13 protein-coding genes are annotated in these 13,460 nt (G+C 68.6%); 2 read left to right on the top strand and 11 right to left on the bottom strand.

Translation table 11 applies throughout. From position 1 onward, the window contains the following. Positions 1 to 4 precede the first annotated feature (4 nt). Entirely contained in the window at positions 5 to 769 is a 765-nt protein-coding gene (locus E1294_RS19035) for an SDR family NAD(P)-dependent oxidoreductase (RefSeq protein WP_246083106.1), read from the bottom strand. A 54-nt stretch (positions 770 to 823) separates the two neighbouring features. Here E1294_RS19035 and E1294_RS19040 point away from each other — a divergent pair, with 54 nt between their 5' ends. Further along, on the top strand, positions 824 to 1,174 hold the full coding sequence (locus E1294_RS19040) for an ArsR/SmtB family transcription factor (RefSeq protein ID WP_132509885.1): 351 nt from the start codon (positions 824 to 826) through the stop codon (positions 1,172 to 1,174). Positions 1,175 to 1,271: 97 nt separating this feature from the next. Here E1294_RS19040 and E1294_RS19045 read toward each other — a convergent pair whose 3' ends face one another. From E1294_RS19045 to E1294_RS19070, 6 genes are all read right to left on the bottom strand, one after another. Continuing rightward, entirely contained in the window at positions 1,272 to 1,850 is a 579-nt protein-coding gene (locus E1294_RS19045) for a GTP-binding protein (RefSeq protein WP_132509887.1), read from the bottom strand. Next, a complete protein-coding gene (locus E1294_RS19050; protein WP_226898832.1) occupies positions 1,831 to 2,235 on the bottom strand; it encodes a DUF742 domain-containing protein in 405 nt (134 codons plus the stop codon). The genes E1294_RS19045 and E1294_RS19050 overlap by 20 nt, the downstream gene beginning before the upstream one ends. Positions 2,236 to 2,254: 19 nt before the next feature. Continuing rightward, positions 2,255 to 2,677 (bottom strand): roadblock/LC7 domain-containing protein, encoded by a 423-nt coding sequence (locus E1294_RS19055; RefSeq protein ID WP_090935862.1) that lies wholly within the window; start codon positions 2,675 to 2,677, stop codon positions 2,255 to 2,257. Then, entirely contained in the window at positions 2,674 to 5,865 is a 3,192-nt protein-coding gene (locus tag E1294_RS19060; protein WP_165977367.1) for a nitrate- and nitrite sensing domain-containing protein, read from the bottom strand. Before E1294_RS19060 ends, E1294_RS19055 begins: the two co-directional genes overlap by 4 nt. Before the next feature lie 251 nt (positions 5,866 to 6,116). Next, positions 6,117 to 7,514: an aminobutyraldehyde dehydrogenase gene (locus E1294_RS19065; protein ID WP_132509891.1), complete on the bottom strand. Its 1,398-nt coding sequence runs from the start codon at positions 7,512 to 7,514 to the stop codon at positions 6,117 to 6,119. A gap of 30 nt (positions 7,515 to 7,544) precedes the next feature. Further along, positions 7,545 to 8,807, bottom strand: a complete 1,263-nt coding sequence (locus E1294_RS19070) for a glycosyltransferase (protein WP_246083107.1) — start codon at positions 8,805 to 8,807, stop codon at positions 7,545 to 7,547. 146 nt (positions 8,808 to 8,953) lie between these two features. On the opposite strand from E1294_RS19070, the gene E1294_RS19075 reads away from it, so the two are divergent. Further along, positions 8,954 to 9,559 (top strand): TetR/AcrR family transcriptional regulator, encoded by a 606-nt coding sequence (locus E1294_RS19075; RefSeq protein WP_165977368.1) that lies wholly within the window; start codon positions 8,954 to 8,956, stop codon positions 9,557 to 9,559. Here E1294_RS19075 and E1294_RS19080 read toward each other — a convergent pair. The 4 genes from E1294_RS19080 to E1294_RS19095 are packed head-to-tail and all read right to left on the bottom strand — an operon-like array spanning position 9,553 to position 13,442. Beyond that, positions 9,553 to 10,602 (bottom strand): ABC transporter ATP-binding protein, encoded by a 1,050-nt coding sequence (locus E1294_RS19080; protein ID WP_132509895.1) that lies wholly within the window; start codon positions 10,600 to 10,602, stop codon positions 9,553 to 9,555. The genes E1294_RS19075 and E1294_RS19080 overlap by 7 nt on opposite strands. A gap of 53 nt (positions 10,603 to 10,655) precedes the next feature. Then, on the bottom strand, positions 10,656 to 11,453 hold the full coding sequence (locus E1294_RS19085) for an ABC transporter permease (protein ID WP_132509897.1): 798 nt from the start codon (positions 11,451 to 11,453) through the stop codon (positions 10,656 to 10,658). After that, positions 11,446 to 12,312 (bottom strand): ABC transporter permease, encoded by an 867-nt coding sequence (locus E1294_RS19090; protein ID WP_246083108.1) that lies wholly within the window; start codon positions 12,310 to 12,312, stop codon positions 11,446 to 11,448. The genes E1294_RS19085 and E1294_RS19090 overlap by 8 nt, the downstream gene beginning before the upstream one ends. Positions 12,313 to 12,317: 5 nt before the next feature. Then, the gene (locus E1294_RS19095; RefSeq protein WP_132509899.1) at positions 12,318 to 13,442 is read right to left on the bottom strand and encodes a polyamine ABC transporter substrate-binding protein; all 1,125 of its coding nucleotides are present in this window, start codon (positions 13,440 to 13,442) and stop codon (positions 12,318 to 12,320) included. Positions 13,443 to 13,460 lie beyond the last annotated feature (18 nt).

A 13,460-nucleotide genomic window follows, 5' to 3' on the forward strand; every position in this document is an offset into this window, starting at 1 on the left:
GGGCTCACGCCAGCTCCAAGCCGCCGTCGACGGTGAGGACCTGGCCGGTGATCCAGGTGGCGGCGGGATCGGCGAGGTGCACGATCCAGGCGGCCACCTCGTCGGGCTCGCCACGGCGGCCGAGCGGGATGCGGGCGGCCTCATCCCGCTTGATCTGCTCGACCGTGTCCTGGGGCAGCCCGGAGGCTGCCAGGGCCTCGCTCTCGGTCGGGCCGGGGGCCAGGGCGTTGACGCGGATGCCGTCAGGCGCGAGCTCCAGGGCCCAGCTGCGGGTCAACTGCTCCAGGGCGGCCTTTGAGGCGGCGTAGTGGGCGGCGCCGGGCAGTGGGCGGTGCCCGTACGTGCTGGAGACGTTGACGATCGTGCCGCTGGTGGCCTTCAGGTGCGGCAGCGCGGCGCGGGCGAGCAGGCTGGGAGCGGTGACGTTGAGCGCGAACAGGTCTCCGACGCGCTCGGCGTCGGTGTCGGCCAGCGCCATCATGGCGGTGGCGCCGGCGCTGTTGACGAGCACGTCGAGGCGCCCCCACCGCTCGATCGCCGCGCCGACGATCGTCCCCGGCGCGTGCTCGCCGCGGACGTCGGCGGCGCGGACGGCGATGCCGGGGTGCTGGTCCGCGGTCTCCCGCAGCACGTCGGCGCGGCGGCCGACCCCCAGCACGTGCGCTCCGGCGCGGGCGAAGGCGAGCGCGGCGGCGCGCCCGATCCCCGTGCCCGCCCCTGTCACGATCACCGCTTTGCCCTCCATCCGGCCGCCTGGTTGATCGGTCACATCGTCCCCCTATGTTCGATGTTCGTGAAACGTCGAACAAGCTAGCATGGACGTATGCAGAAGGCACATCATCCCGAGTTGGGCGAGATCGCACTGATCGAGGTGATGGCCGCGCTGAGCGACCCGATCCGGGTCGGACTGGTGCGCGTGCTGGCCGACGGCCACGAGCGCGGCTGGGGGCAACTCCGCGCACCGGTGGCCAAATCGACGCTCAGCCATCACCTGCGCGTGCTGCGCGACGCCGGGCTGACCCGCACCCGCCAGGAAGGCACCCGGTGCTATGTGACCCTGCGCGGAGAGGACTTACAGGCCCGCTTCCCCGGCCTGCTCCAGGTCGTGCTCTCGGCGATGGAGATCGACGACGTGGGCTCCCAGGTGGGCCTGCGCGACGGCGAGGATCTTTGATGCCCCGCTCTGGCTAGCGGGTGCTGACCCGTCCAGAGCCGGGGCAGCGAACGGCCCGCCACCCCGGTCAGGCAAGGGTGGCGGGCCGCTGAGCCGGCTAGACCGGGCTGTGCATGTGGCGGGTCAGGGCGTGCTCGACCAGCGTGATCAAGGTGCCCTTGACGGATTCGCGCTGCCGGGCGTCCAGCCGCACGATCGGGATGTGGCCGCCGATCGACAGCGCCTCGCGGATCTCCTCCTCCGCGTGCGCGAACTGGCCGTCCCAGCCGTTGATGCCGATCACGAAGGGCAGCTTGGCCTCTTCGAAGTAGTCGATGGCGGGGAAGCTGTCGGCCAGACGCCGCGTGTCGACCAGCACCACCGCGCCGATCGCCCCGCGCACCAGGTCGTCCCACATGAACCAGAACCGATGTTGCCCGGGCGTGCCGAACAGATAAAGGATCAGGTCACGGTCGAGAGAGACCCGGCCGAAGTCCATCGCCACGGTCGTCGTCGTCTTGTTCGGCGTGAGCGAGACGTCGTCGACGTGCGCCGAGGCGTCCGTCATGACCGCTTCGGTGGTGAGCGGCAGGATCTCCGACACCGCACCCACGAACGTCGTCTTCCCCACGCCGAAGCCCCCGGCCACGACGATCTTCGTCGAGGTTAGGCCGGGGCTAGAGCCTGCGAAGTCCACTGAGCACCCTTTCGAGCAAGTTGAGGTCCGGCTTTCCCGCGTCCAGCGCAGGCTGGTGCACGCGGATCAGGCCCTCCGACGCCATGTCGGCGATCAGCACCCGGACCACGCCGAGAGGCTGGCGTAAAAGGGCGGAGATCTCGGCAACCGACCTGACGTTCCGGGTCAGCTGAATAATCGCCTGATACTCCGGACTAAGTAGGGAAATGTCTTGGTATTCCGATGTCACGGAGGACACCAGGGCCTCCATGGCGAACTTCATCCGCGGCGCGGTGCGCCCCCCGGTCACGGCATAGGGCCGTACCAGGGAACTCGGCTTCTGCGGACGGGGGACCGCCGGATGCGGCGGCGTACTATCACCAGCCCAACCCTGACCTGACACCATGATCTCCTGTCACCGCCCCCTAGCGGGGACGGGCCGCTTGCAGCTCCGCGCGCACGGCCGGAGTCAGCACCTGGCCCGCCCGCTCGACCAGCAGAGTCATCTGGTATGCCACCAGACCCATGTCACAGTCTGGTGCGGCCAGGACAGCCAGGCAGGACCCATCGCTGATCGACATGATCATCAGGAGCCCTCGCTGCATCTCGATGACGGTCTGGGTCACCATACCGCCCTCGAAGACCCGTGCAGCTCCCTGGGTCAAACTGATCACACCCGAGGCCACCGCGGCGAGCTGGTCGGCCCGGTCCTTGGGAAAACCCTCGGAGAAGGCCAGTGGCAACCCGTCAGACGACACCACGACAGTGTGGGCGACGCCTGGCACGTTGTTCACGAAGTCCGTGATCAGCCAGCTGATGCCGCGCGCTCCCTGGCTCATTTCTCTCATTTGTCCTCCTCATTTTCTTCTCCGCGGGTGAACGCTCGGCCTTGCCGGACACCCTGCTGGAAGCTGGAGAGCCTGCTGCGCAACCGCTCAGGTGAGATCTGCGGCGCCGGTGATGTGGTTTGGGGCTCGGCGAGGCTGGCCGTGCCGGGCACCAGGTTGGCTTTGGGGACACGACGGGGCAGCCCCGAAGCCGTCGTGCCGGCCTGCGCAGGCTGCGCGGCGGCCTGCGCGGCCTGGAAGCCGGTGTCCGCGGGCGAGGACCACGACGCGCCGGCACCCGACTGCCCCGGCTTGCGCTGCGGCAGCTTGCCCGGCGTCCCCGGGGCGGGAGCGGACGGCGGCGGGTCCGCGGGCACCGCCGGGTGCACGGCGGTGATCTCGTGCTCCGACTCGGGCTCAGGGTGCGGCTCGGTACGAGGCCGCAACTGCTCCGGCTCCGGCCTGCGGAACCAGTCGGAGCCCACCGACGAGAAGATCGGCAGGAACTCCTCGCTCTGCTCCTCCATGGGCGAGTTGCGCACCGCGGGCAGCGGCCCGGTCATGTCCTGCGAGGAGTAGTCGCCGGGCCCGAACGGGTTGTAGTCGGGGTTCCCGTTCTGCTCGAACTGGTCGGCGGGCTTGGGCTCCTCCGAGAACGGCGAGCGGTACGACGGGTCGAACTGCGGCCGCGACCGCTCCTCCGCCTCGAACAACGACCTGCGCGGCAACGGGTCGGCGAACGACGACCACCGCGGTTCCTCCTGCGGCTGCTGCTGCGGCGGCTCCGTCGCGAACGACGGCCAGCGCGGCTCGTCGTCCTGCAGCGGCGGCGGCTGCTCGGCGAACGACGGCCACCGGTTCTCCGCGAACGGCTGCGACTCGGAGGAAGGCGGCGGCTCGTCCGAGAACGAGGGCCACCGCTGCTCGCCGAACGGCGACGGCGTGGGCGGCGGCTCCTGGGCGAAGGACGGCCAGGCCGGCTCCTCCTGCGCTCCCTGCGGCTGCCCCGCGAACGGCGACGGCTGGTCGCCGAAGGCTGGTGGTTGCTCCCCGAACGCCGGTGGTTGTTCGCCGAACGCGGCCGGTTGCTGCTCGGGCTGCTCGCCGAAGGCGGCGGGCTGCTGCTCGCCGAACGACGGCCAGTTGCCGGTGCCCGGCGCCGGCAGCGACCCCGGCCACTGCGTGTCCACGACCTGCTCGAAGCTCTCGCCCGAGAGCGCCCCGGAGCGCGAGCCCGATCCGTTCGTGGACGGCTGCCCGAACATGCTCGGGTCGAACGTCGTGAACGCTTCGTACTGGCCGCCCTGCTGTGGCGTGCCCGAGCCGTCGCTGATGAGCATGTCGGGCATCATGACGAGCGCGCTCAGACCGCCCGTCTCCCGCATGCTGAGCTGCACCCGGATGCCGTGACGCAGGGCCAGGCGGCCGACCACGAACAGACCCATGCGCCGCGACACGGACACGTCCACGACGGGCGGGTTCGCCAGCCGCCAGTTGGCCTCGGCCAGCTCGTCCTGGCTCATGCCGATGCCCAGGTCGTTGATCGACACGAGCACGCCACCCTCGACCGGCGAGCTGGTCACCTGGACCTTGCTCTCGCGAGGGGAGAACGAGATGGCGTTCTCGATCAGCTCGGCGAGCAGGTGGACGGCGTCGGTGACGGCCGGGCCGACGATGAGGGTGCCGGACGCGATCTGGATCTGGACACGTTCGTAGTTCTCGACCTCGGAGAGCGAAGCGCGGGCGATGTCGACCAGCGGCACCGGCTCGCTCCACTTGCGCGCGGCCTCCTGGCCGGCGAGGACCAGGAGGTTCTCGCTGTTGCGACGCATGCGGGTGGCCAGGTGGTCGAGGCGGAACAGGTTGGCGAGCCGCTGCTCGTCCTCCTCACCCTGCTCCAGGCCCTCGATGAGCTGCAGCTGCCGCTCGACGAGCGTCTGGCTGCGCCGGGAGAGGTTGACGAACATGGAGTTGACGTTCGCACGCAGCTTGGCCTCGTCGCCGGCCAGCCGGATGGCCTCGCGGTGGACCTCGTCGAACGCCCGCGCCACTTCACCGATCTCGTCACGGGTGTTGACGCCGACCGACGGCATCTCGGGCACGTGGGCGCCCTCACCGGACTCGCGCAGCAGGCGGACGGTCTCGGGCAGCCGGGTCGTGGCGACCTGGAGCGCTTCGGCGCGCAGCCGGCGCAGCGGGCGGACCAGGGAGCCGGCCACGCGGGTGGTGATGATCAGGACGAGGAGCAGCAGCACGAGGATCATCGCACCGGAGATGATCGCGTTGCGCTGCTCGGTGTCGCTGAGGTCGCGAGTGCCGGCCACGATCTTGGTGGCCAGGCCGTCCTCGACCTTGCGCATGGCGTTGCCGGTCACGGTGGTGCTCTCGAACCAGCGGGTACGGTCGGCCCGCGTGGTGACGTCGAGGTCCCTGATCCGGTTGAGGGCGCGCACCTGGGCGAGCGCCCGCTGCCGCATGGCGTCGGCGAGGTCGACCTCCAGGCCCTTGACGCCCTGGTGGTATGCCTCCAGGTCCGCCGGGTCGGCCTCCTGCTCGAAGGTGAGCTGCTCGGCCTGCTGCTTGTTCCAGGAGCCGAGGAACTCCGCCCAGTCGTCGCTGTCGAGCTTGGTCTGGACGAGCGCCACGAGGAGGATGATCTGCTGCCGCGAGACCTCCTCCTTGGCCCGCTGGAGCGCGCCGAGCGCGGCGACGTCGCCCAGGAGTGAGTCGTCGGTGACGCCGTCGCCCATGCCGGCCTGGACCGACGAGAAGACGTCGACCATCGTGGTGTAGGTGCCGATGACGGCGCGCGGGGGCACGTTGCCGACCATGGAGGCGCGCAGGCTGTCGAGGCCGTTGAGCCAGCGGTTCATGTTGGCGACGCCCTCGCGGACGCGGGTCGAGTGGGTGGCGTCGATAGCCGAGGCCGCGTTGACGACGTCCTGCTTGGCCTTGTCGGTCGCCTGCCGCTGGGTCTTGACCTGGACGAAGCGCTGGGCCTTCCTGCGGTCGGCGACGTACCACGCGGTGAGCGTGCGCTCCTTGCCGAGCTCGTGGTTGAGCGCGCCGATGCGCTGCACCAGCTCGGCGACCTGGGTGAGCCGGCGGTATTCGGCGCTGGTGCCGATGGCGTCGGCCAGCTGGACGCCGGCGAGCAGCACACCCACGACCGTGGGGATGAGGATCAGCGCGACCAGCCTTGAGCGCACACGCCAGTTCCCCAGCCGGAACCGTCCGCCTGTGTGCTCCCCTGACCTCGTATGTCTGGGGTTATCCGTCCTCACTGACTCTCGCAACCTCTCGCCGGTACGTGCTCGAAAAAATCAGACACGCGTGTGGCGCATGGGATTCTGTCCGGCTGGGTAATTGGAACACAACCCGTACCAGATCGGCCAACCGAACATATCCCATCAAACACGCCCAAAGCAGCGCTTCGGGGCGTCTATCGCCGTACACGTTTTCAGGCGGGCCGGAACGAATCCCGCTCGGCCGGTGCCGCGTGCTTCACCATCAGGTGCCGCGTCACCGTGTAGTCCTGCACCGCCTCCTGGCTCATGTCCTTGCCGAACCCGCTGCCCTTCACCCCGCCGTGCGGCGCCTCACTGGCGATGGGCAGATGGTCGTTGACCCAGGTCACACCCACATCGAGCCGATGCGACACGCGCATCGCCCGCGACACGTCGCGCGACCACACCGACGAGGCCAGACCGTATCGGGTGTCATTGGCCAGCCTGACGGCCTCGTCCTCGCCCTCGAAGGGCAGAGCGACCAGAACAGGACCGAAAAGCTCACCCTGGACGATCTCGCTGTCCTGAGCGACCTCGCTGACAAGCGTAGGCGAATAGTAAAACCCCGGCCGGTCGATCGGCGAGCCCCCGTGGAGAACCCGCCCGCCGGATCTCGAGACGAACCCGTGCACCCGGTCCCGGTGGGCCGCCGAGATCAGGGGGCCGATGTCGGTCGCCGGGTCCCACGGGTCGCCGACGGTGATATTGGCAAGAGTTGCCCGAATCGCCTCGACGGCGTCCGCGTACACCTCCCGGGCGACGTAGACGCGGGTGGCCGCCGTGCAGTCCTGCCCGCTGTTGTACGTCGCCCCCATGGCCACGCCATGAGCCATCTCGGCCAGATCGGCGTCCTCGAAGACCAGCGCCGGGGCCTTGCCGCCGAGCTCCAGATGGACCCGCTTGAGCGTGCCCGCCGCACCGGCCATCACGGCGCGGCCGGTCTCCGTCGAGCCCGTGACGCTGACCATGTCGACCCCGGGGTCGGTGACCAGTGCCTGACCGACCTGCGCGGCCCCTATGACCGCCTGGACGAGCCCTTCGGGCGCGCCCGCCTGGGCGAACAACTCCGCCAGCCGCAGCGTCGTACGCGGCGTCTGAGGGGCGGGCTTGATCACCACCGCGTTGCCCGCGGCCACCGCCGGGCCGATCTTCCACACGGCCATGACGAACGGGAAGTTCCATGGCGCGATCGACCCCACCACCCCGACGGGGCGGCGCAGCATGACCGAGGTGTAGCCGGGGCTGAACACGCCGGCGCCCGACCCTTCGAGGGAGCGGGCGGCGCCGGCGAAGAAGCGCAGGTTGTCGGCGGCGAACGGCAGCTCGCCGTCTCTGAACACCGCGGCGGGCTTGCCCGTCTCCTCCACTTCGAGCCTGGTCAGCTCTTCGGCGTCAGCCTCCACCAGGTCGGCCAGCCGCAGCAGCAGACGCTGGCGCTCGGCCGGAGTGGTCTGCGACCACGTCTCGAACGCCGCGCGCGCCGACCGTACGGCCGTCGCCACGCCCTCCACCGGCGTGTCCGGAATTTCGGCACACGGGAGCCCGGTGGCGGGGTTGATCAGTTCACGCATCGGAAGACTTCATCTCTCAAAGGGGACGTGCTATTTGCCGAGCTGCTCGATCAGGTCGGCGGCCTTGCGCAGCCCGTCACGGCGCCGGATCTCCTCGCCCGCGGCGGCCAGCCTCGCGCGCAGCTCGGTGTCGCCGAGCAGCCGCGCGACCGCCCCCTTCAGCTCGTCGTCGGTGAAGGTGTAGGTCGAAAGCCTGACACCATAGCCCAACTCATCCATTCTCTGGGCATTGTCGTACTGGTCCCAGAAGAGCGGCAGCACGATCATCGGCTTGCCGAAGTGCAGCGCCTCGGTGGTCGTGTTGTTGCCGCCGTGGGTGATGACGAGGTCACACAGTGGGATGATCCTAGTCTGCGGAAGGAACTCCGCGCCCCACATGTTGGCGGGAAGTTCGATCTCCTCGTGCAGCGGGCCCTTGGAGACGATGTACTGATGCGGAGTGTCGGCCAGCACGCCGATCACCCGCCGCATCAGCTCCACGTCGGACGAGCCGAGCGAGCCGAGCGAGAAGTAGATCAACGCGCCGTCGTTCCGCTCGTGCTGACGCTCGAAGGGCAGCTCGAACTTCTCCTCCGTCTCGCGCACCGAGGAGTCGAGCCGGTGCCAGGTGTCGTCCAGCGGCCGGGCGTCGGCGTAGTCGGCGATCTCCGGGTAGACGTAGAGGTTCAGGTCGCCCTTGTGCATGAAGTCGAGCTCGGGCAGCGGCTCGGCGCCCTGCTCGACGCACCACTCGTTCCAGGCGGCCCAGAGCTCACCGTGGGTGCGGTCGTACTCCGCGCGGAAGGCGTCCCACTCCGAGCGGTCGCCGGCGGGCAGCCCCGAGAAGACCGGCGCGACGTTCTCGCCGCGGACCTCGAGCGGGTTGCACGAGACGATGCGGACGAACTTCTTGCCCGCCGTGACCAGCGCCGGGAACGTGAGCACGTTGTCCTCGACGATGATGTCCGGCCGCACCCGCTCGATGATGGCCTTGAGCTGCGGCTCGCAGTATTTCGCGCCGTCGATCAGCTCGGCCCAGATGGGCTTGACGACGGTCTCGAGCTGCTCACGGGTGCTCTTGCGGTATTCGGGCGCGGTCTCGCGGATGAAGTCCTTCCAGAACTGCCCGGGGTCCTGTTCCTCGGCGTCATCAGGGGGAGGCGCGAGGTTGACGAGGTCCTCCTCGAAGCCGAGCGCTTCGAGCTTGCCCTTCCACGACGCCTCGGCGGCGAAGACGACGCGGTGACCCCGGCGACGCAGGATGTCGCCGATGCCGATGCAGTTGTTGGTGGGACCGTAGGCGCTTTCAGGCATGAACAGGATGGTGAGAGACATCGAGACTCCGGAAGAGCTGATCAATTTGAAGGGGAATTCAAAAACGCATCTAGCGTGAAGGTCAACTTACGGGCACTATGGTCACGGCTAACTGAACAGCAGCCAAACGGGTGAAGGTGGTGGGGGTGGCTCAGCGTAAAAGCCGGAGTGACCGGCGCATCGACTTGATCGAGGCCGCGCGCAGGGCCATCATCCGCCATGGCATCGACGGAGTACAACTCTCCCACGTGGCCGAGGAGGCCGGCCTGACCTCCGGAGCCGTGCTCTACCACTACCCCGACCTCAGCGAACTGCTGGTCGAGGCGCAGCACGCCGGCATGGAGCGCTTCTACGAGCAGCGGCTGCGCCGGCTCGCCGACTTCACCGATCCGGTCGAGAAACTGGTCGTGACCATCAGGTTGGGGCTGCCGACCGGACCACTCGACCCCGACGTCCGCCTGCTCAACGAACTCGGCGGGGCCGCGGGCCGCAACAGGGTCTACGGCGTGTTGCTCACCTCGCTCTATGACCGCCAGGTCTCCATGTACCAGGCGATCCTCGACACGGGGGCAGCGCTGGGGGTGTTCCGGCTGAGCGCCGACTCTCTGACGATCGCGCGCAATCTGGTGGCGCTGGAGGACGCGTACGGCTACCGCATCACGGCCAGACACCCGGTGATCGGCCCGGCCGAGGCGGCCGAACTGATCCTGTCCTACGCCCGGGCGGCCACGGGCAACGACCTGTCTCACTGATCGACCGCCATGATGACGGCGTCCTCGGCGTTCCAGCGCACCTTGACCTTGGCCCCCGCCTCCACCGCGCTGGCGCCCTGGACGGCGACGAGCACCGGCTTGCCCCGGCCCGGCACGTCCACGGAGATGTGCGACACGCCGCCGTAGAAGCTGACGTCGAGGACGCTGCCCCGCAGGCCCCCCGTCTCGTTCTCGTCGACCAGCCTGACCCGCTCGGGGCGTACCGCGAGCAGCGCCTTGCCGCCCGCCGCGAGCTCGGTCATGGGCGTGCCCGCCAGCACGCCGAACTCCTCGCTCTTGAGCCCGCCGGGGCCGCCGGCAACGCCCTCGAACAGGTTGTTGGCGCCGACGAAGCCGGCCACGAACGGCGACTTCGGCCGCTCGTACAGCGGGACGGGCTCGTCCACCTGGCACACGGCGCCGCTGTCGAACACCGCGATGCGGTCGGCCAGCGACATGGCCTCCTCCTGGTCGTGCGTGACGACCACGAACGTGATGCCGACGTCGTGCTGCAGCCGCTTGAGCTCCAGCTGCATGTCGGCGCGGACCTTCTTGTCCAGGGCCGACAGCGGCTCGTCGAGCAGCAGCAGGCGCGGCCGCTTGACGATGGAACGGGCGAGCGCCACCCGCTGCCGCTGGCCGCCGGAGAGCTGGGCGGGCTTGCGCGAGGCGTGCGCGGTCAGCCCGACCGTCTCAAGCACCTCGCCGACGCGCTGCTTGATCTCCTGGCGGGGCAGGCGCTCCCGCTCCAGGCCGTAGGCGACGTTCCTGGCCACGGTCATGTGCGGGAACAGCGCGTACGACTGGAACATCAGGCTGATCGGTCTCCGGTTCGGCGGCAGGGCCAGCAGGTCGTCCCCATCGAGGGTGACCGTGCCCTTGTCGGGGGTCTCGAACCCGGCGATGATGCGCAGCAGCGTGGTCTTGCCGCACCCCGACGGCCCGAGCAGGGCGAAGAACTCGCCCTGTCCGATCTCCAGCGAGACGTCGTCGAGCGCGGTGACGTCGCCGAACCTGCGGGTGATTCCGTCAACCTTCAGCACTCTGTCTCTCACTTCTCATGGTCGAGTCCGCCTCACCTTGCACCCTGGGGCCCTCATGCGGTTCCTCCAGGTGTCCGGTTCGGCTCCCTCTCCCCGATTCTCGTCAGACGCTGACCTGCGATCACCGCTACGAAGCTCACGAGCAGCAGGATCGCGGCCAGCGCGTTGATCTTCGGGGTCACCCCGAAACGGATCATCGAGTAGATGACGATCGGCAGCGTCGGCTCGGCGTTCCCGATCGTGAAGAAGGCGATCACGAACTCGTCGAGCGACAACGTGAAAGCCAGCAGCGCCCCCGCCACGATGCCCGGCGCCAGCTGCGGCAAAGTGATCTTCATGAACGTGACCACGTGTCCCGCGCCGAGGTCGCGCGATGCCTCCTCCAGCGAGGTGTCGGCCCCGGAGAGCCGGGTGCGCACCACCGCGGCCACGAACGCCATGGAGAACAGGGCGTGCGCGAGGATCACCGAGTAGTGGCCGAGCGTCAGCGCGATCACGCCGTAGAAGAGCAGTAGCCCGATCGCCAGCACCAGGTCGGGCAGCACCGCGGGCATCAGCGCCAGCGCGTCGAGGGCCTTGGACCTGGAGTGGCGGGCCAGGCCGACGGCCAGCAGCGTGCCCAGCACGGTCGCGATCGCGGTCGACCCCACAGCCACGATCAGCGTGTTGATCAGGCCGTTGATGATCCGCTCGTCCGCGGCCAGCTCGCCGTACCACTTGAGGCTGAAGCCCTCATAGGTGTACGGAGACTCGCCGGCGTTGAACGACATGACGACGAGCACGACGATCGGCAGGTAGAGGAAGACGTACGTCACCCAGAGCGGGACGAACAGCAGCTTGGACCTACGCACGGCGCGCCACCCATGCCTGCGCCATCAGCAGCACCAGGAGCACCGCGATGAGCGCCAGCGCCAGCGTCGAGCCGAACGGCCAGTCGCGTGCCTTCAGGAACTGGTCGCGGATCAGGTTGCCGACCATGATCGACTTGTTGCCGCCCAGGATCTCGGGGATGACGAAGTTGCCGAAGCTCGGCACGAACACGAACAGGCAACCGCTCAGCACGCCCGGGACCGTGAGCGGCAGCGTGACCTTGCGGAACGTGGTGAACGGCGAGGCGCCGAGGTTCGCCGAGGCCTCTCTGAGCTGCGGGTCCAGCCGCTCGATCGCGGCGTACAGCGGCAGCACCATCAGCGGCAGGTACGAGTAGAGCAGCCCGGTGACGATCGCACCCTGGTTGTAGAGCAGCTCGTACGGCCCGAGCCCGATCGCCGCCAGCCCGCTGTTGACCAGCCCAGGACCGCTGAGCAGGATGATCCACGCATAGACGCGGATGATGAAGTTGGTCCAGAACGGCAACACGATCGCGACCAGGGCGATCGTCTTCCACTTGGGCGAGAGCCGGGCGATCGCGTAGGCCGTCGGATAGCCGATCAGCAGCGCGATGGCCGTCGTCAGGGCCGCGATGCGCAGCGATCCGCCGACCACGCCCAGGTAGAGCGGGTCCATCAGGCGGGCGAAGTTCTCGGTGGTGAACTCGTACACCACGCCGCCGAAGCGCCCGCGCTGGAAGACGGTGTTGCTCAGCACCAGGGCCAGCGGCACCAGCAGCAGTACGACCAGGTAGGTCAGTCCGGGCGACAGGAACACGAACGCGCCCAGCCGGCGTCCACGCGAAGGGGTCGCCGGCCGGGCCTTGAGCTCAGAGGTCACCGCGGTTACGACTGCGCCGTGACTTCCGTCGACAGACGGGTGTACTTCGTGGACGCCTGTCCCAGGTCGACGATCGACTCACCATCGAGCAGCTCGTCCGGCTTGATGCCGAGCAGCGAGCCCTTCGCGACCTTCACGCGCTCCATGGCCGCCTTGTTGGGCACCTTGTAGTTGATGTTCTCGGCCGCCCAGCTGTGGTTCTCGGGGGCGAGGATGTAGTTGATGAGCGCGTGGGCGGCCTCCTTGTTCTTGGAGGACTTCATGATCACCATGGTGTCCACCCAGAGGTCGCTGCCCTCCTTCGGCACCTCGAACGCGATGTTGCCCTTGGGGTCGGTCGTCGGGCACCAGCCGTCCCACGCCTCGACCATGATGGCCTCGCCGGACTTCAGCTTGTCGCCGAACGTCGTGTCGTCGTAGCCGAGCAGATGCGGCTTCTGGGCCACGAGGAGTTCCTTGGCCTTGGCGATCTCCTCGTCCTTGTCCGTGTTGACCGAGTATCCGAGGGCCTTGAGCGCCGGCAGGGCCAGCCAGCGCTCGGTGGTCATCATGGTGACCTTCTTGTCGGCCCAGGCCGGTGGCTTGAGGAGATCGTTCCAACTGGACGGCTTCTTCTTCACCAGGTCGGTCCGGTAGCAGATGCCGGTCGTGCCCCAGGTGTAGGGCACGGAGATCTTGTTGCCCTTGTCGTAGGAGAGCTGGGTGGCCTCGGGGTAGAGGTTGGCCAGGTTGGGGATCAGCTCGGGGTGGATCGGCTCCAGCAGGCCCTGCTCATTGAGCGCCTGGGCGTACTGGCCGGACACGAACGCCACGTCGACCCCGCTGTCACCGGAGGCGGTGAGCTTGGCCATCGCATCCTCGTTGGTGGCGTGCAGGGCGATCTTGATGTCCTTGACCTTGAGCTTGTCCTTGGCCCCCTTGGTGAACTCCTCGGGCAGGTAGCCATCCCAGACCGTCACCTGGATGGACTGCTGGGTCAGGTCCGCGTTCGGCTTGAGGTCGTCGGCCGCCGCCGCGTTCGTGCCTTCTGGGCTTGTCGACGACTCACCGCCGCACGCCGAGACGGCAAGCGCGAGGCCGGCCGCCGCGACGGCGGCCGGGAGACGACGGGTGAACCGGATACGGGACACGGCCGCTACTCCTTCTTG

It is taken from the genome of Nonomuraea diastatica (assembly GCF_004349015.1).
GTDB classification, from domain to species: Bacteria; Actinomycetota; Actinomycetes; order Streptosporangiales; family Streptosporangiaceae; genus Nonomuraea; species Nonomuraea diastatica.

Coding starts and splice junctions, on each gene's coding strand:
- E1294_RS19065 (WP_132509891.1), bottom strand. CDS start 7,514: ATGCGTGAACTGATCAACCCCGCCACCGGGCTCCCGTGTGCCGAAATT.
- E1294_RS19050 (WP_226898832.1), bottom strand. CDS start 2,235: ATGGTGTCAGGTCAGGGTTGGGCTGGTGATAGTACGCCGCCGCATCCG.
- E1294_RS19055 (WP_090935862.1), bottom strand. CDS start 2,677: ATGAGAGAAATGAGCCAGGGAGCGCGCGGCATCAGCTGGCTGATCACG.
- E1294_RS19040 (WP_132509885.1), top strand. CDS start 824: ATGCAGAAGGCACATCATCCCGAGTTGGGCGAGATCGCACTGATCGAG.
- E1294_RS19070 (WP_246083107.1), bottom strand. CDS start 8,807: ATGCCTGAAAGCGCCTACGGTCCCACCAACAACTGCATCGGCATCGGC.